Below are 20892 nucleotides of genomic sequence, written 5' to 3' on the forward strand. Positions count from 1 at the left end.
TAGTTTATGTTTTTCGGTAAAAATTTGTGAAGCAAAATTTTCTATTATTTTAAATGTTTTAAAGCATTGATTGCTCTTTGGTGATTTGGATTCAATCTCAATGCAAGTTCAAACATTTTTTCCGCTTCAAAATATTTACCTTTAGCATATAAAATTAATCCTTCTTTATATTTTTCATCCGCTAATTTCTCATCTATTAAAATATTTTCTTCTTGGGGTTCTTGTATATTTTTTTGTTCCCGCTTTGCAGTATTTTTTAAAGATTTTGTTATTTCTTTTACAGACTTATCTATATATTCTTTTGCGGAAGAATAATAATTAAAAGATGTGTTTGTATATTGTGATTTCTTTAAAAATTCCTGCAATTTTTCCATATATTTTATACATTCAACCCACTGTTTGTTTTTATATAAAATTATTCCGTTCTTAAGTAAAGTGTTTGCCTCATATTCGAATTGTTTTTTCTTTTGTTCTTCAATCGAATTGGTTACAATTTCATTTACTTTATTGTAATATTCCGTGATTTCTTTGTTTTTATTATCAAATTGAAGGTATTTCATCCATTCTTTTAAACATTGATCGTAATTTCCTTCATAATAATTTTTGTAACCTGCCCAGTAAGCATACTCATCAAAATCAGTATCAAAACTTGAAGAAGATTTTTCTTTCATCATTTTCTTTATTTTTTCAAAATAAATATTCGGAGATTCGTATGTGGGATAATCCATTATAATTTTTTGTAAAATATCTGTTGAATACAAGTATTGTTTTTTATTATAAAAATCTTTTGCTTTATCAAACATTTCTTGTGCTTGTTGTTGTGAAAGTCTGTCTTGATTCAACGCTGCCTGTGCTTCTTTTTCCAATTCATTTTTCAATCTTTTTTTCTTATTCCATCTGTACGACAAAGAAAACCTGTTTATTAAATCAAGTTCATTGAAATCTATAGAATAGTTTACGGTAAATGCGGAAATATTTATACCGAAACCGGCTGTAATATGTTCCGGATAATAACCGCATCTTACAGCATATTTTTCTATAAACTTATATTCAAGTCCCGCAAAAAGTTCGTTATAAGAATCTTCGTTTACTATATCCAAAGATAATGTTAAAGTATCTTTTGTTTCAAGCCTGTATATTATCGGTATTTCCATTAAAGTTGACAATCTGAATATATATTGAAAATCTTCTTTGTATTCATCAAGTTTTATACCGGTACCGACAATGTTTTGCATAGATAAACCTACGCCGAATTTTGCCCGGGTATATTTTATGTCCACATTATCAAAATATTTTGATAAACCTATATCCGTTGCAAAACCGCCATTTTTTTTAGCATATAAATCATAATAAATATACTTTAAATTTATACCTATAGAAGTATCTATAGGCTTTATTGTTGTCGCAGCCGAAAGCACATATGCCCATTGATTTGTTTTAACTGTTTTAGGATTATCAAACGCATCTTGCCTTATTTCAACATCACCGCTTGCCAAATCTATAGCGGAAAAGCCTAAAAAGAAATTATCTAAAAGTCTGTAATTAATTGCCGCAGCATTGTACGATGTTCCGTCAAACAAATTGTATCTTGATAAAGACACATTGTTATAATCGAAATATCCCAACAATGAACTGTTATGATATATTACGGAAGGATCATCTAATGAATTTAATGCTGTTTCTCCTTGAGAAAATGCGACAACAGAAGGTCCGTGAGAGAGAAAATTTTTTCTTTTCCCGGTGGCATATATGTTTTGAACAACAAATATAGATATTATTAAAACTAAAATTATTTTATTATTAACAATCTGCATCTTTCGGTTTTACTTCCGCCATCCGAATATTTTTTCTTTATTACACACAAATATGTTCCGTTATACAATATGTTACCGTAATCATCTTTACCGTCATAAACAATTTCGTTGTTACCTTGTGACAGATTAGCTTTTACTGTATGATATATTTTGTCCCCGTATTCCGAATATATATCAAGTTCGGCTTTACCTTCTTTACTCATTTCAAAAAATATTCTTGTAGTTTGTCCTTTCTGAGGATTAAACGGATTAGGTGCATTATAAACTTTTTTAATTTCACCCAAAGTAACAAAATCAAAAGTTATGGGATTTAACATTTTTATACCATACTGATTTTCCACCTCTACTCTCCAATAATATCTTGTTCTCGGAGAAAGATTTCCGGCTGTATAAAAATCTTCGGTCGCCAAATCGTATTGTTGCATGGAATTTTCATCTGTTCCTAAAAACAAAGTATATTTTAATATATCGCTTTCAACACCTTTGGCAACAGTCCAGCGAAAATTTAAATTTGTATTAGAGTTTCCTTTTCCGTCCTGCAAACTAAGATTTAAATTTTTAAAAGAATGAGGTCTTTCACTGACTATAATAAGTTTTGTCGGTGAGATATATTCATCGGGATAATTTTCGTTATCCGCAACGACATAATATTCGTAATTTCCGTATTCTAAAGGTAATTCCATATTAAACAAATTATTTCCCGAAGGATTAAAAAGTTTTTCCGTCCAAGAATCCGACGAACTTTGTTTTCTGTAATACAATTTCGGATATCCTTCCGATATTTCGTTACCATACTTATCGTTATATTTAATTTGTAAAAAAACATCATTTTCGCTTTTGATACTGATTATATCTTTTATGCTGTCATCGGATATTAAAACATTATCGGTGTTAGGTATGTAATCCAAAAGTGTAAAAAAAGATTGTTCGGATTGTTTTTCTTCTTGAGGATTTGTTGTTTCATACTTCAGTTCGGACAAGCCGACATAATCTATGTAAGAATCCACGTTAAGCCAAGCATTTTGTTGGGAAAATTCTGCAACTTTTTGTTCTATTTGAACTTCTTTCTCGTCGACAGACATACTATTGGCATATATATTTGATACAAAGATTATTAGAGATAAAATTATTAAACGAAAAAACTTCATATGCATAAAAAAATCGGGGTGACTGGACTTGAACCAGCGACCTCTCCCACCCGAAGGGAGCGCACTAGCCAACTGTGCTACACCCCGACCAACTATTCCAGAATATCTAAAATTTCTTTTAATTCCTGTTTTATTTCTTCAAGAATTTTTGAATCGGAAACGCCAACCTGCATATTAGACATATTTTTTTTTCTTCTGTCAACAGTAAGGCATTTTTTTACACCTTCTATTGTATACTTCTTATTATACAATAAATCTTTAATTTTTTTAATAAGTTCGACATCCAAAGGAGAATATTTTCTTATTCCGGAATGCCTTTCCGGCTTAAGTTGTTTAAACTCGGTTTCCCAATATCTCAACGTGTGAGCGGGAACATCCGTTCTTTCGGATACTTCACTTATATTTAAATATTTTTTGTCCGGTTCAAACATTGAATATCTCTTTAGATTGTTTAAATTTTATTTTCTTTTTCGGTTCTATAAGTATCGTATCACCCGTTTTTGGGTTTCTCCCCTTTTTGGCTTGTGTAACCAACAAATTAAAACTTCCAAAACCTGTAATTACTACCTTTTCACCGTTTACTATTGCGTTCAACATTTCATCAAACAATTTATTTACAACTATAGTTGCCTCTTTTTTTGAAGGCATTATTTTTGCTATTTTTTCTATTAAATCGTTCTTAGTCATTTTTTATTCCTCATTCAGCTTTCGGACTTCTTGTCATTAAATCATATACGGCTTTTTTAGCATCTTTATTGTTAAACAAAACTTCATAAACTTGATTTATTATCGGTAAATCTATATTTAATTTTTTGCCTAATTGATAAGCACTCATACAAGTTTTTACACCTTCGGCAACCATTTTAAGTTCTTGTTCGGCTTGTTCCAATGTTTTACCTTTTGCCAACATCTCACCGAGATTTCTGTTTCTTGAATGTTTTGAAAAACAAGTAACCATTAAATCTCCCACACCCGAAAGTCCGTAAAAAGTTTTTTCTTTACCGCCCAAAGCAACACCTAAATTTATAAGTTCTATTAAACCTCTGGATATTATTGCAGCTTTAGTATTATCTCCGAAATGAAGTCCGTCTATTATACCGCCTGCTACCGCAAAAACATTTTTTAAAGATGCACCCAACTCAACACCGACTATATCGTCTTGCGTATAAACTCTGAAATAATCGTTCATAAACAAATCTCTGACTTTTACGGCAAGAGATTCGTTCTTTGATGCGGATGTTACGGCGGTAGGAATTTGTTTTGATACTTCTTCGGCATGACTCGGTCCTGATAATGCAACTATTTTGTCTTTCGTATCCGGATAAATTTCTTCTATTATCTGAGATACTCTTAGCAATGTTTCGTTTTCTATACCTTTTGTTGCACTGATTATAAGTTTTTTTCCTAAATCAATATTTAATTTCTTTATAGACATTACGGTTGATCTTAGAAAATGAGAAGGTACAACAAATAATACGGCTTCCGTTTCATTTATAATATTTAAATCACTTGAAATAACAACACTTTCCGGAATGGTTGCCCCGCCGATAAACGGAATTATTCTTTCTTTATCCAATTTTTCCGCAGCTTCTTTATTTATTTCCCAAAGATAAACTTTATGCCCGTTATTTGCCAACAAACATGCAAGTGTTGTTCCCCAAGAACCGGCGCCTAAAACTGATATCTTCATTTTTTGCCTCTTATTATTTTATGGTTTTAGTTCCAAATATTTTATTTTCCGTTCCGTTTAATAGTCTTTTTATATTGCCGATATGACGAATTACGACTAAAATTGCAATTATACCGGAAAAGACTATAAGTTCGGGAAAAGAATCTAAACAATATAAACTTATCGGCAACATCATTGCCGCAATAATGGATGCTAACGAAACATATTTGAATATTGCCAATATAATAACAAACGTTATAAAACAAATTAATACGGATAAAGGATTCAATGCTAAAAATACGCCGCAAGCCGTTGCAACACCTTTTCCGCCTTTAAAGTTTAAAAACACGGTAAATATATGACCGATTATCGTAACAAGAGCAACAGCTATTACTATCAAAGAAAATTCGGGATTTATTAATTTTACAAAATATATTGGAATAAACCCTTTCAAAACATCTAAAATCAAAGTCAAAATTCCTAAAGGTTTACTTATGGTTCTATAAACATTTGTGGCACCGGGATTTCCAGAACCTACGGTTCTGATATCAATATGTTTAAATAACTTTGCAATTATATATCCAAAAGGTATTGCTCCGCATAAATATGCAAATATTAAATATAAAATTATTTTTAACATCTTAAAAAATACCCCAGATTATTTGAAGATTGGAAGATTGGAAGCTAAGCTGTAAAATCGCCATGCGATTTTTAATTTTTTATAGATTCTGAATCGAGTTCAGAATGACACCGATGAGATCCCGCATCAAGTGCGGGATGACATTTCTTCTAATCTTCTATTCTTTCGAACCTATCCATCTCCATTCATCAACTTTTTGTAAAACAAAAAGTTTCTATCCCTCTATACTTCTATTCCTCTATACCTCAAATTTTTGCTTTGCAAAAATTTATTCTTTAAACTTCTCTTTTGAAATTTCTCTGAATTTCAAAATTATCGGTGTTCCTTTAAAAGAAAACCTTTCTCTTAATATGTTTTCCAAATATCTTTTATATGAAAAATGCACCAATTCCAAATCGTTTACGGCAATTCTAAATGTCGGCGGTTTTGATACGGGTTGTTCTATATCTTTTATTTTTAAAACTTTACCTTTTCTTGAAAAAGGAGTTTTATCCGTAGCATATCTGATTGCTTCGTTAAGTTCTTCCTGCGGAACCATTTTGGAATATTCTTTATAAATTGCAGGTGCAAGTTTAAATATTCTGTCTACTCTTTGTCTTGTTTTTGCAGAGATAAATATAATATCTGCCCAATCCAAAAACTTTAATTTTTCTTCCAACTGCTGTTGAAACATTCTTATTCTGTCTTCTTTATCTTCTATCAAGTCCCATTTATTTACGGCTATTATGCACGGCTTTTTCTTTTCTATAATCATTCCCAATATTTTGGCTTCGGTTTCACCTATACCTTGTTCGGCATCCGCTACAAGAACGGCAATGTCCGCTTCATCCATGGCATAGTTTGTACTTAGTGTAGACAAATATTCCAAATCATCTTTTTGTTTGTTTCCTCTGTGAAGACCGGCAGTATCTATCAACAAATAATCCGTATCTTCGTATGTTGCATGAACGGAAAGAGAATCTCTTGTTGTTCCCGGAATATTGTGAACTATACATCTGTTTTGTTGTGTTATGGAATTTACCAACGAAGATTTACCTACATTAGGTTTACCCACAAATATTATTTTTAACAAATTATCTTGTTTTTCAACGACATCGTTATCGCCTATCATTTCACATATCGCTTCAAGCAATTCAACCATATTTCTGCCGTGTGTAGATGATACGGATATAATATTTTCAAAGCCCAACTGATAAAATTCATAACTTTTTACTTCTTCGGCAAATGTATCTATTTTGTTTACAACAAGTATTACGGGTTTTTTGCTTGCTCTTACGGATTTTGCAATTACGGGTTCAAAAGGATGGATACCCGATTTACCGTCAACAACAAACAAAATAATATCGGAACTTTCTATTGCCAAGTTTAATTGTTGGCTCATGGATTCCGAAAATTCCGAAGTTTCCGTACTCCAACCCGCAGTGTCGGTAACAATGAAATGTTTATCTTTCCAAGCTACTTCATAATCGTTTCTGTCTCTTGTTGTTCCCGCAATATTGTGAACGATAGCTTTTTTCTTACCTATAAATCTGTTAAACAATGTTGACTTGCCGACATTCGGTCTGCCGACAATCGCAACTTTTTTGTACATTAAAACCTCTGTAAATTAATTTTCGATTATTTCTTTTTTCCTTGATTTTGTTTTGCCATATTTTTATAAGTTTCAAATCTTGCCACTTCTTTAAACGGTAATACTTTTTTAGAAAGATTAACTATTTTTTCTCCTTCTACATCCGCATGTTTTATACTAAATGCGGTTAACGCTTTATTTAAAGCACCGGTCTTCATATTTTCTTCTATAGAAAACAAAGGTTTTATCACAAATTTTTTCGGTGTTTTATATATTTCTTTTGCTTTTTCTATTTCCATATCGGAAAATTCATACTTTAATGCAGCAACAAGTGATTGTTCGGCATTATACAATATTTTTATTTCAAAATATTTTTTGTCCGCATTAATAGAACCTAAAGAAAGAATTTTTGCCTTTTCCGAATTTTCATCATAAGCTTTCTCTGCTTGAAGAGAATTTAGTTTATCTATTTTGGGTTGCATAGTCGAAACTACGGTTTGTGCTATTTTTGCTTTGTTTTCACTCTTTTTTAATGAACTGTCAAAATTATCCAACTCCGGTTTTATTTCGTTCTTGACTGCTTCAATTTCCTGTAAAACTTGTTCTACAGACTTTTTTTCTTCTTTAATAACTATTTCTTTAACTTCAACATTGTTTGCGGTTTTTTCCTGTTTTATGGTCGCAGTATCAACCGCAACTTCGTTATGTATTGTATCACCTGCTATTTTAGCCGTTGTTGTACTTACTTCGGTAACACTTGCAGAACTTACATTTACTTCGTTTTGATTAACTAAAGCAATATCCGATTGAACATCTTTAGCCTTTTCATCTGTGCTTTTTTTTGCATTCTTCTTTGCTTCTTTTTTAGCTTTTTTATCTGCTTCTTTTTTTGCTTTTTCTTCAGCTTTTTTATCTTTTTTAGATTTTACAGTTTCATCTTTAACAGTTTCTTCTTCCGACTCTGCATTTACAACTGGAATGTTTTTTTCAAGCTCCTCTTTTTTTTCAATTTTCTCGCTTTTTTCAGCTTTTTCTTTTTCCATTTTTTCAAGTTTTTCTTTTACTTTGGCATCTATGAGTTCTGCTTCTTTTTTTGCATTCTGTTCTTGTTGCAATTCATACAAATAGTTTCTTGCAATATCGGAATCCATTTTTACAATCAACTTAATATTTACAGCCTGTTGGTTACCTTTTTTCATGAATACTTTTTTGTTTTTCACTTCAACTTTAGCAACATCTTTTACGAATTGATTATATTCTTTTTTTGATAATTTATAATCTTTTATTTTAATATCGGACTTTTCTATAGCTTGTTTTGTTAACCTTTCTATTAACGAAGACACTATTTCATCTTGTGACTTATTTGAAGGAATATCATCCGTTGCTTCGACTTTATAATTTTTTACTTGAGCAAAACAAATACTACCGACAAATAAAAACATTAACGCTAAGCTAATAACTTTTCTCATGTCTTTCCTCCGTTAATCTATATCTTTTAGTTTTTTATAAATAAATTTTATATTTTTTTTAAGCTCTGCAAGAGTTCCGGAATTATCTATTGTAATATCTGCCAATTTCATTTTATCCTCTATCGGCATTTGTAATGCTATCCTTTTGGTAGCCTCTTCTTTTGAAAGATTATCTCTTTTCATAAGTCTTGACAGCTGCAAATGGTATTTTGCATATATAACAATAACTTTATCACAAATTCTGTCCAATCCCACTTCAAAAAGTAAAGGAGCATCAACTATAATGTCGGTAACATTATATTTTTTTGCTATTATCTCGTTTGTTTTTCTTATTATGTGAGGATGGATTATTCTTTCAAGTTCTATTTTTGCCTGTTTATCGTTAAAAACAATTTCACCTAACTTTTTTCTGTTCAAAGAACCGTCGTCCTTTAATACATCCGTTCCGAACGTACCGACAATATCTTTCAAACATTTGCTGTCTTTAGTAGTTAATGTTCTCGATATTTTATCGGCATCGATTATATAACAACCGAGTTGTTTAAATATTTTAGATGATTGACTTTTTCCGGTAGCTATGCTTCCCGTAAGCCCGATTATCATTTTATACCTTCCATTTCTGCCCAATTACTACCTGTTTTTACTTCCACCAACAAAGGAACATCCAACTTTACCGCATGTTCCATCTCATATTTTAGCATATTTATAACAATATTTTCTTCTTCTTTAGGCACTTCCAATAATAAATCATCATGAACCTGTAAAAGTATCTTGGATTTCAAGTTTTGTTCTTTTAACTTTTTGGATACATTTATCATTGCTATTTTAATAATATCCGCCGATGTTCCCTGAACAGGAGTATTAAGAGCCATTCTTTCACCGAAAGATACTATCTGTTTATTGGAAGAATTTATCTCCGGAATATATCTTATTCTTCCGGTAATTGTTTTAACATATCCTTTTTGTTTTGTTTCTTCTATTATTTTATTAGACCAGTTCCTTATACCGGAATATTTTGAAAAATAGCTGTCTATATACTCTTTTGCCTGTTTAACAGGAATATCCAACTGTTTGGATAAGCCGAACGAAGATATACCGTAAACTATACCGAAATTTATGGATTTGGCCGCCATTCTTTGCTGTTTTGTAACATCTTCTTTTTTAGATATATTAAAAACTTCCATAGCGGTTGCAGTATGAATATCTTGACCGGAACAAAAAGCTTTAATTAAGTTTGCATCTTTGGATATGTGTGCTAAAGATCTTAAATCTATTTGAGAATAATCTGCAGAAACAAAAATTTTCCCTTCATCTGCTACAAAAACTTTCCTGAATTTTCTGCCGTATTCCGTTCTTATAGGAATATTTTGTAAGTTCGGATCCGAAGAAGAAAGTCTGCCTGTTGTTGTAACCGCCTGATTAAATATTGTGTGTATTCTTTCTCCTTCAATTTCGGTAAATCTTATGACCGAATCAACATAAGTAGTTTTTAATTTTTGTAATTCTCTGTATTTTAATATTTCGTTAGCAATATCATATTGAGAAAGTTCAGCCAAAACGGATTCATCGGTTGAATAACCTGTTTTAGTTTTTTTAATTACAGGCAAATTCATTTTTTCAAACAATATTGTTGCCAGCTGTTTAGGTGAATTTATATTAAATGTTTCTCCTGCCAAATTATAGATATTTTGTTCAAGAACAGATATTGCATTTGTTAATTCTTTATCAAAATCATTTAAAAAGTTTTTATCTGTCTTTATACCGATATTTTCCATTTCATATAATACTTGAACTATCGGCATTTCTATATCAAAAAATAAAGATGACAAATTATTTTTTTTCAGTTCGTTTGTTAATACATCTTTTAAATTATAAAGGCTTACGGATTTTGAACATGAATATTGTGCCAATGTTTCTATATCAAGGTTATCGGCTTTTATTTTTTTTGTTCCTTTGGAAAAAATTTCTTCGTCTGTTTTTATATAAAAATTCAAATACTTTAATGCCAACTGTTCTGTTGTATGTTGTTGTGAAGGATTTATACAATAAGATGCTATCATAACGTCAAAAGATATATTTTTGAGTTCTATATTTAATGTTTTAAGTATATGTTTAACAAACTTTAAATCGCAACCTATAAAATTTATATTTTCATTTTCAAATACAGATTTAAAAATTTCAATAAAATCTTGTTCCGGAACCTGTTGCAATATAAAATCGCTATGATTTACGGGAATATAATAATTGTTGTCTTGTCCGTAACAGAAAGAAACTCCCACCAGCAAATCCTGCATTATTCCGGAACCTGCGGTTTCTATGTTTATTGCTATTTCTTTTTGTTGTAATAACTGTTGTTTAAGCTCGGTTGCCTTTTCTGTAGTATCGACTATTTTTACAATATTTTTTATTTCTTTATGTATAACTTTTTGTTCTGCAATTTTTTCTTCTTGTTTATCTCGTTGTCGGTTCACTTGAAAAGTTATCTGTTGTGAACGATTAGGAATAAAGCTGTATAATTCATACTCTTTAAAAAACTCTTTTGCCGTTTCTGTTTCAAACAAATTGTCGTTATATTGTAATTTTTCCACAGAAACATCTATAGGAACATTAAGTTCAAGTTGTACAAGCTTTTTACTTAACAAAACATCGTTTGCACCGTCTTTAATTGCTTGTGATATTTTACCTTTAATCGAATCGGCATTTGCAATAATATCTTCAACACTGCCGTAAGTGTTTATAAGTTTTACTGCTGTTTTTTCCCCTATACCTTTAACTCCGCAAACATTATCACAATTGTCGCCCATTAAAGCCAACATATCTACAACTTTATCGGGATATAAACCGTATTTTTCATAAACTTTTTGACTGTCGAACATTATATTTTTAGATTCGTTCCAAATATGAATATTGTCGTTTACCAACTGAAACAAATCCTTATCACCCGTAACAATAACAACTTTTATACCTTCTTTTTCGGCTTTTTTCGCCACCGTTCCTATAACATCGTCGGCTTCAAAGCCCGCCATTTCAAAAGAAGCAAGTTGCATAGCGTTAACAGCCTGTCTTGCTATAGGCATTTGTTTTATTAAATCTTCATCCAACTGTTTTCTGTTTGCTTTGTATATCGGAGATAATTGATGTCTGAAATTTTTTGACGGATGATCGAAACATACTGCAATGTAGTCCGGTTTTTGTTCGTTTTTTACTTTATTGATAAGTTTTATAAAACCATAAACGGCATTCGTAGGAACACCTTTTGATGTCGTTAACGGTCTTATAGCATGGTATGCTCTATGAATATATGCACTTGCATCTATGATATATAAAACTTTGTCCACAATAAAAAATACTCCGTATTTTTTAGCTTAAAGGCTTAATGGGTGAATGGCTTAAAGGCTTTAACTACGAGTCGTTGCACGGAATGTTTGCCAACATTGCAATGGCAAATCATCCGAAGATCCCGTATCAAGTACGGGATGACAAACTTTTCACCCTTTCACCAACAAATTGTTTACAATTTGTGTTCAGCTATTCACCAAACTTTTTATTCTATAAAAAGTTTTTATCCTTCTATAAAGTGTTGGGCGGAAATTGCCGCTATAGCTCCGTCACCCGCGGCGGTAACTACCTGTCTCAATATTTTTTGTCTTACATCTCCGCAAGCAAAAATTCCTTCTATTGAAGTGTTCATATTGTCATCGGTTACGATGTAACCTGCTTCGTTTAACTTTATTTTTGTGTTTTCCAAAAATTTTGTATTCGGCAACCAACCGACAAAGACAAAAACGCCGTTAACATTCAACGGTGACGAAATGTTATTTTTAACATTTTTTAACATCACTTGTTCCACCGAAATATTACCTGAAATTTTTTCTACTACGGAATCGAATATTATATTTATTTTAGGTTCCGCAAAAACTTTTTCCTGCAAAATTTTTGCCGCTCTGAATTGGTCTCTTCTGTGAATTAAATTAACTTTTGTAGCAAATTTCGTTAAATACAATGCTTCTTGTAATGCCGAATCTCCGCCGCCGACAACTGCAATTTCTTTGTTTCTGAAAAAAGGTCCGTCGCAAGTAGCACAATAAGATACACCTTTACCTATAAATTCTTGTTCTCCTTCAACGCCTAACTTTCTGAAATTTGCTCCGCTTGCTATAATAATCGTTTTAGTAAAATATTCTTTTTTGTCCGAAAGTATAACTTTTTTTATCGCATCATCGGTTTCCATAAAAGAAACCTCACCGTAAACTATTTCACATCCGAAAGTTCTTGCCTGTTTTTCCATTTTCATGGCAAGCTCAAACCCGTTAATACCTTCTTCAAAACCGGGATAATTTTCAAGATGATCGGTTATTGCGATTTGCCCGCCGCAACCTGCTTTTTCTATAAGTAAAGTTTTAAGCCTTGCTCTTGAAGCATATATTGCAGCCGACATACCGGAAGGTCCGCCGCCGACTATTATAACATCATATATCATATTTTATTCTCTCTGTTTTAATATTTTTTCTATAGTAATTTTTTTATATCTTTTTGCCAAAGTTCTGCCACACCCGGAGCAAAGCCTACAAATTTGTTATAAATTTCCCCGTTCTTATCTATTATAAAGAATTGAGGTATGGACGATATTTTATAATTTGCTATAACTTTTTTATCACTTAACAATATAGGATAACTCATTTTCTGTTTCTTCAGAAATTTAGCTATTGTATCTTTATCTTCCTGCAAATTTATACCTAACACTACAAAATCTTCGTTATCTTTATACTGTTCATATAGCTTTTCCACTTCCGGAATAGAAGCTCTGCAGGGAGGGCACCAAGTTGCCCAAAAATCTATAAATACGACTTTACCTTTATAATCGGATAAAGATACCGGTTTACCTTCCAAATCCTGCAAAGTAAAATCGGGAGATATTTCCGCACAAGAAAAAGAACAACATGCAACTACAAACAATAACAAGACAAAAAGTTTTTTATAAAACATTATTTAACTCCTGCTCTATAGCGGTTTTAGGTCTGAAGCCGACCATTTTATTTATTGCTTTTCCGTCTTTAAATATTATAAGGCAAGGAATAGATGTTATTTGAAACTGCGATGACAATGACATATTTTCATCGGTATTAACTTTACCGACTTTAATTTTGCCGTCATATTCTTTTGCTATTTCATCTACTACAGGCAACAACATTTTGCAAGGTCCGCACCATGGAGCCCAAAAATCAAGCAATACGGGAACATCCGATTTTACAACTTCTTGTTCAAAATTTGCTTCCGTTATAACTATTTCTGCCATTTTATGCCTCCGTAATTTATTATTTTTTATATTGATTAGATTATACTAAAAACGGCACTAAATTGCCAAAGACAAATTAGCAATTAGTAATTAGTAATTATTAATTAGTAATTAATGTAAGGACAGAAAAAAACTGAAATATTTGTTTGTGAAACGAAGAAATTCCGAGCTGTAGTGTACAAAAGTGTACACGGTACATGAAGCTCGGAATTTCAAAGTTGTAACTAAAATTTTTCAGTTTTTTATTTATCAAGCTTATAATGAGTTTGTATGCTGCAAACTTCCCAATCATAATTTCTTTTTGCCCTTATCGCTTCAATACTTGCTCTGGCTGCGGCAAGTGTTGTTACTATAGGAACATTATACATTAAAGCTGTTCTTCTGATACTGTAACCGTCGTGATGACTCTTTTGTCCGGACGGTGTATTTACTATCAAAGCAACTTCTTTGTTGGAAATTATATCAACGACATTAGGTCTTCCTTCCTGGATTTTGTGAACTTCTTTTACATCAAGTCCGTTTTCTTTAAAGAATTCCGCAGTGTGTTTTGTTGCTATAACACTAAATCCAAGGTCTATAAAATCTTTTGCAATTTCAAGACCTTTCGATTTATCTCTTTGACCCAAACTTATAAATACTGTTCCCGAATCGGGCAATATTGTACCTGAAGCAAGTTCGGCTTTAGCAAATGCTTTACCGAAATCTTTATCTATACCCATAACCTCACCGGTACTCTTCATTTCAGGACCTAAAACGGTATCAACATTAGCAAATCTTATCCATGGCAACACAACTTCTTTTACACATGTATAATCTATATGTTTTAGTTGACCGTTCAAATATTCCGCGGGAATTAAATCTTTAACCGCTTTTCCTATCATAACTTTTGAAGCAAGTTTTGCCAAAGGATAACTTATAGCTTTTGAAACAAACGGAACCGTTCTTGAAGCTCTCGGGTTTGCTTCCAAAAGGTAAGGAATACCGTTTTTAACGGCATACTGAATATTCATTAATCCTTTAACATTAATTTCTCTTGCCAAGTTTATTGTATGTTCTTTTATTTTTGTTATTACATCTTTAGATAAAGTGTGTGTAGGAAGAACGCAAGCGGAATCTCCGGAATGGATACCTGCCTGTTCGATATGTTCCATAATACCTGCAATATACACATCTTTACCGTCGGAAAGTGCATCAACATCTATTTCTATAGCGTTATCAAGATACTTATCTATAAGGATAGGTTTACCTTCACTTACATCGGTAGCTTTTGAAATGTATGTTTCAAGATGATTCTCATCGTAAACAATTTCCATGGCTCTACCGCCCAACACGTAAGAAGGTCTTACCATTACCGGATAACCGATTTTACTTGCTATAGCTTTAGCTTCTTCAAATGTTGTTGCAGTACCGGAATCCGCTTGAGGAATATTCAATTTTTTCAACACTTTACTGAATATTTTTCTGTCTTCTGCCATATCTATAGATTCAACGGATGTTCCCAAAATTTTGAGTCCTGCCTTATTTAAAGCTGATGCTAAATTTAAAGGAGTCTGTCCGCCGAACTGAACAACAACACCTTCCGGTTTTTCTTTATCCGCAATATTTAAAACATCTTCCACCGTTAACGGTTCAAAATAAAGTTTGTCTGCAGTGTCGTAATCGGTAGAAACGGTTTCAGGGTTACAATTTACCATTATTGTTTCATACCCTTCCTGTTTTAAGGAAAGCACTGCATGCACACAACAATAGTCGAACTCTATACCCTGACCTATTCTGTTGGGACCTGCACCCAAAATCATAACTTTTTTCTTCTTATCGGAAACAACTACATCGTCTTCATCTTCATAAGTTGAATAGTAGTATGCGGTTTTAGCTTTAAATTCTCCGCCACAAGTATCTACAAGTTTGTATACGGGAATAATTTTTAATTCTTTTCTTAATGCTCTTATTTCTTCTTCTTTTTTGCCTGTAGCTATTGCTATTTGTTTATCTGAAAATCCGAACTGTTTTATTCTTCTTAAAAGAAGTTTTTGATCTTCCCCTTTCAATTTGAATATGTTGGGAATTTCGCTTTCCATATCAACAATTTCTTTTATTTGATTTACGAACCACTGATCTATTTTACATACATTGAAAATATCGTCAACGGACATTCCGAGCTTCAAAGCGTATCTTATTACATAAATTCTGTCGCAGTTTGGTGTTGCAAGTTTTGCGGTAACAATTTCCAAAGCTTTTTTCTTCGCTTCATCCGTACCCAACTCAAGAAGTTTGTTTAACTCTTTATCTATACCTACATTTTCAAGACCGTAACCGCTTCTTTTAACTTCCAATCCTCTTATAGCTTTTTGCAATGCTTCTTTAAATGTTCTGCCCAACGCCATTGTTTCACCAACGGATTTCATTGCTGTCCCGAGTGTTTGGTTTGTATCACCGAACTTTTCAAAAGCAAATCTCGGAATTTTTATAACATGATAATCTACCGTCGGTTCGAAACTTGCAGGGTTAGGAGCCGTAATATCATTTGTAAGTTCATCCAATGTGTATCCTACCGCCAACAAACTTGAAATTTTTGCTATAGGAAAACCCGTAGCTTTTGATGCCAAAGCCGATGAACGGCTTACACGAGGGTTCATTTCTATAACAACAAGTCTTCCGTCTTTAGGATTTTGTGCAAACTGAATATTTGCACCGCCGTGTCTCATACCGATAACTCTTAGTATTCTGAACGAATCTTGTCTGATTTTTGCATATTCTTTTGCGGTAATTGTCATTGCAGGTGCAACGGTAATGGAATCTCCGGTATGAACACCCATCGGATCAACATTTTCTATTGAACATATTGCAATACAATTATCTTTTCTGTCTCTCATAACTTCCATTTCAAGTTCTTTCCAACCTAAAACGGACTCTTCTATTAAAACTTCGCTTATAGGGCTTGCCTGAAGTCCCGCCTGAACAATTTCTTCAAACTCTTCTTTTGTCCATGCTGTTCCGGAACCTACACCGCCCAAAGTAAACGAAGGTCTTATAATAACGGGAAAACCTATGGATTCCGCAATTTCTCTTGCTTCTTTCATGTTGTAAGCATAACCGCTTTTCGGTAAATCAAGGCCGATACTTTCAACCATTTTTTTGAAAAGTTTTCTGTCTTCCGCTTTTGAAATGGTATCAAAATCCGCACCGATAAGTTCTACATTATGTTTAGCCAAAATACCTTTTTCGGCTAAGGCTACAGCCAAGTTTAATGCTGTCTGGCCGCCGAGTGTAGGAAGAATGGCATCCGGTTTTTCTTTTTCAATAATTTTTTCAACAATTTCCGGAACCAAAGGTTCAATATATGTTGCATCGGCAAATTCGGGGTCTGTCATAATTGTTGCAGGGTTGGAATTTACCAAAACAACTTTATATCCTTCTCCTTTTAAAGCTTTTATTGCTTGTACTCCGGAATAATCGAACTCACAAGCTTGACCTATAACGATAGGTCCCGAACCAATTATAAGTATTTTTTTTAGATCTGTTCTTTTAGGCATTTTTTTCCACCATATCAAAGAAATTTTTAAACAAGTATCCGGTTTCGTCTGAATCTAAAGAAGGATAAAACTCCACTGCGAAATTGTTACCTTTTTTATTGGCAAAACCTGCGACCGTCCCATCATATAAATTTATATGTGTTACTTGTAAATTTTCGTTTTGTTCTATTGAGTTTTTGTCCGTATAATAACCGTTATTCTGAGATGTTATTGCTATTTTGTTTGTATTAATATCTCTAACGGGATAATTTGCTCCTCTGTGACCTATTTTGTGTTTTACCACTTTTGCACCGTTGGCAAGTGCCAAAACCTGTGAACCGAAACCGATAGCAAATACAGGCATATCCGGACATTTTTGTATTATTTGTTTAACCGTATCAATTGCATAACTTGAATTTGCCGCATATCCCGGACCGCTTGATAAAAATATACCCTGCGGACATTCTTTTAAAATTTCGTCTGCCGTTGCGGTTGCGGGAAATACCGTAACCTTATAGTCTTGAGATGTAAAAGTATCTATAAAACTTTTCGGACAACCGTAATCTATTATTGCGATTTTTTGTTTTTTACCGTTTTCGTTTAAAGAATATTTTTCTTTACATGTTACGGTTTTAACCAAATCCTGTTTATCGTTTGCGACAACTTTTGCAAGTTTTGATTTTAAACTTTCAACATCAAAATCTTTTGTTGATACTATAGCTTTTTGAGTACCGTTTTCTCTTATATGTTTTATTAAAGCTCTCGTATCAAATCCTTCCATTGCAACTACATTGTCTTTAACAATTTGGTCCTGCATTGAACCTTCTGCTCTCCAATTGGAATATCTTTTGCTGTATTCCTTAAAAAAAAGCCCGGTAGCTTGAATAGCTCCGGACTGAAAATCTTGGTTATTAAATCCGCAATCGCCAACATGCGGATGAGCAAAACAGATTAATTGTTTTGCTGTTGCGGGATCGGTAACAATTTCCTGATACCCGAAAACAGCAGTGTTAAAAACAATTTCCCCCGTGCTTTCCGTATCTGCACCACAGGAAAATCCTTCAAAAACTTTACCGTCTTCTAAAGCCAAAATACATTTTTTTAAAACCATTTTTCTTCCCTACTTATATAAATTTCTTAAAATAATTTTACTTTCTTTCCCGCAGGAATTGTTTCTTCTCTTTTTCTTCCGAGAGAAACCAAATCTATTTTTGCACCTACCAACTGTTCCAATCTCTTTATATATTTTTTTGCATTTGTCGGTAACTTTTCAAATTTTGTTACGCCTCTTACAACACCGTTTAAGCCCGGCATTTCTTCGTATACAGGTTTACAATCTCTTTGAACTATTCTCGATGCAGGAAAATCTTTCAAAATTTTACCTTTATATTTATAAGCTACACATATCTTTATTTTGTCCAATCCTTCCAAACAATCAAGTTTTGTAAGGATAAGATGTTTTATACCGTTAACTCTGACACTGTGTCTTAAAACAACCGCATCAAACCAACCGCATCTTCTCGGTCTGCCTGTTGTTGCTCCGAATTCCTGACCTTTTTCTCTTAAAAATTCGCCCGTTTTATCAAAAAGTTCCGTTGGGAAAGGTCCTTCGCCGACTCTTGTTGTATAAGCTTTAACTACACCCAAAACAGCATCTACATTTGACGGCCCCATACCGACACCGGTGCTTGCTCCGCCCGATGTAGGATTTGATGATGTTACGAAAGGATATGTTCCGTAATCCAAATCGAGCATTGTACCTTGAGCAGACTCGAATAAAACTTTTTTCTTTTTTGCTATTGCATCTGCAATCATTACCGAAGTATCCGCAACATATTTTTTCAAGAACTTTGATAATACTGCATGATCTTTCAATATCTCTTTCTTTAATTTCTTTATATCACAAACTCTTTTAAGCATATTTTCTTTTTCTTTTAAATTTTGGTCTAAAAGTTCAAGAAAAACTTCTTTATCTATATAATCTATAACTCTTATACCGACTCTTCTGACTTTGTCGGTATAGCAAGGACCGATACCTTTCTTTGTTGTTCCTATTTTTGTTTGTGTTGTATCGCTTTCAAGCATACCGTCTATAAGTTTATGGTAAGGAAGAATAACATGTGCTCTTTCACTTACGAAAAATCTTCCGTCAACGGGAATTTTTTTCTTTTTTAATACATCTATTTCTTCTTTTAAAGCTTTAGGATCTACAACGACACCGTTTGTAATCATACAAACTTTTTTAGGAAACAATATTCCGGATGGTATTAAATGTAAAACAAACGGTTTGTTTTCATATATTAAAGTGTGTCCCGCATTGTTACCGCCCTGATATCTGACGATATAATCCGCTTCTGCCGCAAGATAATGAACAACTTTACCTTTTCCTTCATCTCCCCACTGAGTACCTAACACAACTAATGTAGACATATTTACCTTCCAAAAAATAACCGTTAGAGCTTTTTTTAAGCTTAACGGTCTATATTTTATTTAAATGATATTTATTTTTAGCAGTTTATTATTCTATCGTTGTCGTTAATTATAAATTGTCCATTGAAAATTATAAATTGCCTTTATTACAGACCTTTGTTATTGTATTAAAACATTTTTTCTTTGTCAACAAAAAATTGCCAAGAGCAATTTTGAGGAATAGATGTATGGATGTATAGAAGGATAGAAACGACAGGTGAATGGGTAAAATTATCGTTTTGCTGTTGTTGCTAATTATAAATTTTACATTGTAAATTATAAATTGTAATTTCAGGTCTTGACATAAAATATTTTTTTTGATAAAATTTTTTACATTGTTAGTTTTGAGATGGGCCCGTAGCTCAGTTGGTAGAGCACTTCACTTTTAATGAAGCTGTCACGCGTTCAAGTCGCGTCGGGCTCACTTTTTTAAGCTCCCATCGTCTAGGGGTTAGGACACATGATTTTCAATCATGCAGCAGGAGTTCAATTCTCCTTGGGAGCGCTTTAAAATAACTTTTTAGATATAAAGAAAAAGACTTGCAGATATAACTGCAAGTCTTTTTTTGTTATAAACTGAATAGAACAAAATATCAGCAAACATCAAAATTACTCTGGGGTTCCGGCATATAGGATGAGCCTTTTGTTGTTCGTATATCTTCTATACCACCATTAGCATACACTCTTGTATGAACCTCCCATAATTCCCCATTTTCTGTAAAGTAACCTGCATGGATATCAACATAAGTATCATAACCGTCATCATCTGACATTTTTTTCAATTTCGAAACTATGTTCATTGAGGCCTTGTCTGCCCAATTATTATTTGCTTCTGTATACCAATCCCTAAAATATTTATTTCCTCGCGAATCTACATCAAGATATTCACCTTTTCCGCCATAATCATCACAAAAATAATCATTTTTTACATGAAACGCAAGTTCCGCTTTTGCTATTGCATTAACTAATATATGACCTTCAGTAAATTTTGCTTTATCCACATACCCTCTATATATCGGCACGGATATTACGGATAGAATACCTACAATAACTATCACTATTACCAACTCTACTAAGGTAAAACCTTTTCTTTTTTTTATTATATTGTTCATAGTTTTTTCCTCCCTAAAACAATGTACCTATAACTTCACACTGTAATTATAGTGTATATTTATATCACTTGCAACCAAAAAAAGGCTTACTTTCCAGTAAGCCTTTTATCAAACTTCAAATTATAAACCATATTTTAGAAACAATATCTATTTAAATTTACACAGCTCTACGAATTTCATCATTATATTCAAC

17 protein-coding genes and 3 tRNA genes are annotated in these 20892 nt (G+C 32.7%); 2 read left to right on the top strand and 18 right to left on the bottom strand.

The window, feature by feature from the left end:
- Positions 1-44 precede the first annotated feature (44 nt).
- The 17 genes from B2Y85_RS07505 to B2Y85_RS07585 form a co-directional block, all read right to left on the bottom strand.
- On the bottom strand, positions 45-1814 hold the full coding sequence (locus B2Y85_RS07505) for a tetratricopeptide repeat protein (protein ID WP_372519864.1): 1770 nt from the start codon (positions 1812-1814) through the stop codon (positions 45-47).
- Positions 1790-2896 (bottom strand): hypothetical protein, encoded by a 1107-nt coding sequence (locus tag B2Y85_RS07510; protein WP_372519865.1) that lies wholly within the window; start codon positions 2894-2896, stop codon positions 1790-1792. The genes B2Y85_RS07505 and B2Y85_RS07510 overlap by 25 nt, the downstream gene beginning before the upstream one ends.
- Before the next feature lie 79 nt (positions 2897-2975).
- Positions 2976-3049 (bottom strand) — tRNA-Pro (locus tag B2Y85_RS07515).
- Between the two features lie 5 nt (positions 3050-3054).
- A complete protein-coding gene (locus B2Y85_RS07520; RefSeq protein ID WP_372519866.1) occupies positions 3055-3393 on the bottom strand; it encodes a MerR family transcriptional regulator in 339 nt (112 codons plus the stop codon).
- Entirely contained in the window at positions 3386-3649 is a 264-nt protein-coding gene (locus B2Y85_RS07525) for an HU family DNA-binding protein (RefSeq protein WP_372519867.1), read from the bottom strand. Before B2Y85_RS07525 ends, B2Y85_RS07520 begins: the two co-directional genes overlap by 8 nt.
- 10 nt (positions 3650-3659) lie before the next feature.
- On the bottom strand, positions 3660-4652 hold the full coding sequence (locus B2Y85_RS07530; protein WP_372519868.1) for an NAD(P)H-dependent glycerol-3-phosphate dehydrogenase: 993 nt from the start codon (positions 4650-4652) through the stop codon (positions 3660-3662).
- Between the two features lie 13 nt (positions 4653-4665).
- The gene (gene plsY, locus B2Y85_RS07535) at positions 4666-5271 is read right to left on the bottom strand and encodes a glycerol-3-phosphate 1-O-acyltransferase PlsY (protein WP_372519869.1); all 606 of its coding nucleotides are present in this window, start codon (positions 5269-5271) and stop codon (positions 4666-4668) included.
- Positions 5272-5539: 268 nt separating this feature from the next.
- Positions 5540-6862, bottom strand: coding sequence for a ribosome biogenesis GTPase Der (gene der, locus B2Y85_RS07540; protein WP_372519870.1), 1323 nt, complete (start codon positions 6860-6862; stop codon positions 5540-5542).
- 26 nt (positions 6863-6888) lie between these two features.
- Positions 6889-8310, bottom strand: a complete 1422-nt coding sequence (locus B2Y85_RS07545; RefSeq protein ID WP_372519871.1) for a hypothetical protein — start codon at positions 8308-8310, stop codon at positions 6889-6891.
- 12 nt (positions 8311-8322) lie between these two features.
- Positions 8323-8913 (bottom strand): dephospho-CoA kinase, encoded by a 591-nt coding sequence (coaE, locus tag B2Y85_RS07550; protein WP_372519872.1) that lies wholly within the window; start codon positions 8911-8913, stop codon positions 8323-8325.
- A complete protein-coding gene (gene polA / locus B2Y85_RS07555) occupies positions 8910-11648 on the bottom strand; it encodes a DNA polymerase I (protein ID WP_372519873.1) in 2739 nt (912 codons plus the stop codon). Before polA ends, coaE begins: the two co-directional genes overlap by 4 nt.
- Positions 11649-11872: 224 nt before the next feature.
- The gene (gene trxB, locus B2Y85_RS07560; protein ID WP_372519874.1) at positions 11873-12790 is read right to left on the bottom strand and encodes a thioredoxin-disulfide reductase; all 918 of its coding nucleotides are present in this window, start codon (positions 12788-12790) and stop codon (positions 11873-11875) included.
- Between the two features lie 29 nt (positions 12791-12819).
- Positions 12820-13296, bottom strand: a complete 477-nt coding sequence (locus B2Y85_RS07565) for a TlpA family protein disulfide reductase (protein WP_372519875.1) — start codon at positions 13294-13296, stop codon at positions 12820-12822.
- A complete protein-coding gene (trxA, locus tag B2Y85_RS07570) occupies positions 13286-13606 on the bottom strand; it encodes a thioredoxin (protein ID WP_372519876.1) in 321 nt (106 codons plus the stop codon). Before trxA ends, B2Y85_RS07565 begins: the two co-directional genes overlap by 11 nt.
- A 242-nt stretch (positions 13607-13848) precedes the next feature.
- A complete protein-coding gene (gene carB, locus B2Y85_RS07575) occupies positions 13849-17139 on the bottom strand; it encodes a carbamoyl-phosphate synthase large subunit (RefSeq protein WP_372519877.1) in 3291 nt (1096 codons plus the stop codon).
- Positions 17132-18229, bottom strand: coding sequence for a glutamine-hydrolyzing carbamoyl-phosphate synthase small subunit (gene carA, locus B2Y85_RS07580; RefSeq protein ID WP_372519878.1), 1098 nt, complete (start codon positions 18227-18229; stop codon positions 17132-17134). Before carA ends, carB begins: the two co-directional genes overlap by 8 nt.
- 26 nt (positions 18230-18255) lie before the next feature.
- Positions 18256-19548 (bottom strand): adenylosuccinate synthase, encoded by a 1293-nt coding sequence (locus B2Y85_RS07585; RefSeq protein ID WP_372519879.1) that lies wholly within the window; start codon positions 19546-19548, stop codon positions 18256-18258.
- A 390-nt stretch (positions 19549-19938) separates the two neighbouring features.
- Between B2Y85_RS07585 and B2Y85_RS07590 the strand changes: the two genes are divergently transcribed.
- Positions 19939-20011 (top strand) — tRNA-Lys (locus tag B2Y85_RS07590).
- 9 nt (positions 20012-20020) lie between these two features.
- Positions 20021-20092: transfer RNA gene (locus B2Y85_RS07595), tRNA-Glu, on the top strand.
- Between the two features lie 88 nt (positions 20093-20180).
- Here B2Y85_RS07595 and B2Y85_RS07600 read toward each other — a convergent pair.
- On the bottom strand, positions 20181-20699 hold the full coding sequence (locus B2Y85_RS07600; protein WP_372519880.1) for a prepilin-type N-terminal cleavage/methylation domain-containing protein: 519 nt from the start codon (positions 20697-20699) through the stop codon (positions 20181-20183).
- Positions 20700-20892 lie beyond the last annotated feature (193 nt).

Origin of the sequence: Candidatus Ruminimicrobiellum ovillum, assembly GCF_002392975.1 — a bacterium.
In the GTDB taxonomy this organism is placed as follows: Bacteria; Elusimicrobiota; Endomicrobiia; order Endomicrobiales; family Endomicrobiaceae; genus Ruminimicrobiellum; species Ruminimicrobiellum ovillum.

Bases quoted from the DNA above. Each gene is read 5' to 3' on its own strand.
- B2Y85_RS07505 (WP_372519864.1), bottom strand. From the start codon at position 1,814: ATGCAGATTGTTAATAATAAAATAATTTTAGTTTTAATAATATCTATA.
- B2Y85_RS07600 (WP_372519880.1), bottom strand. From the start codon at position 20,699: ATGAACAATATAATAAAAAAAAGAAAAGGTTTTACCTTAGTAGAGTTG.
- B2Y85_RS07525 (WP_372519867.1), bottom strand. From the start codon at position 3,649: ATGACTAAGAACGATTTAATAGAAAAAATAGCAAAAATAATGCCTTCA.
- B2Y85_RS07565 (WP_372519875.1), bottom strand. From the start codon at position 13,296: ATGTTTTATAAAAAACTTTTTGTCTTGTTATTGTTTGTAGTTGCATGT.
- B2Y85_RS07545 (WP_372519871.1), bottom strand. From the start codon at position 8,310: ATGAGAAAAGTTATTAGCTTAGCGTTAATGTTTTTATTTGTCGGTAGT.
- coaE (WP_372519872.1), bottom strand. From the start codon at position 8,913: ATGATAATCGGGCTTACGGGAAGCATAGCTACCGGAAAAAGTCAATCA.
- carA (WP_372519878.1), bottom strand. From the start codon at position 18,229: ATGGTTTTAAAAAAATGTATTTTGGCTTTAGAAGACGGTAAAGTTTTT.
- trxB (WP_372519874.1), bottom strand. From the start codon at position 12,790: ATGATATATGATGTTATAATAGTCGGCGGCGGACCTTCCGGTATGTCG.
- der (WP_372519870.1), bottom strand. From the start codon at position 6,862: ATGTACAAAAAAGTTGCGATTGTCGGCAGACCGAATGTCGGCAAGTCA.
- plsY (WP_372519869.1), bottom strand. From the start codon at position 5,271: ATGTTAAAAATAATTTTATATTTAATATTTGCATATTTATGCGGAGCA.
- B2Y85_RS07520 (WP_372519866.1), bottom strand. From the start codon at position 3,393: ATGTTTGAACCGGACAAAAAATATTTAAATATAAGTGAAGTATCCGAA.
- B2Y85_RS07585 (WP_372519879.1), bottom strand. From the start codon at position 19,548: ATGTCTACATTAGTTGTGTTAGGTACTCAGTGGGGAGATGAAGGAAAA.
- B2Y85_RS07530 (WP_372519868.1), bottom strand. From the start codon at position 4,652: ATGAAGATATCAGTTTTAGGCGCCGGTTCTTGGGGAACAACACTTGCA.
- B2Y85_RS07510 (WP_372519865.1), bottom strand. From the start codon at position 2,896: ATGTCTGTCGACGAGAAAGAAGTTCAAATAGAACAAAAAGTTGCAGAA.
- carB (WP_372519877.1), bottom strand. From the start codon at position 17,139: ATGCCTAAAAGAACAGATCTAAAAAAAATACTTATAATTGGTTCGGGA.
- trxA (WP_372519876.1), bottom strand. From the start codon at position 13,606: ATGGCAGAAATAGTTATAACGGAAGCAAATTTTGAACAAGAAGTTGTA.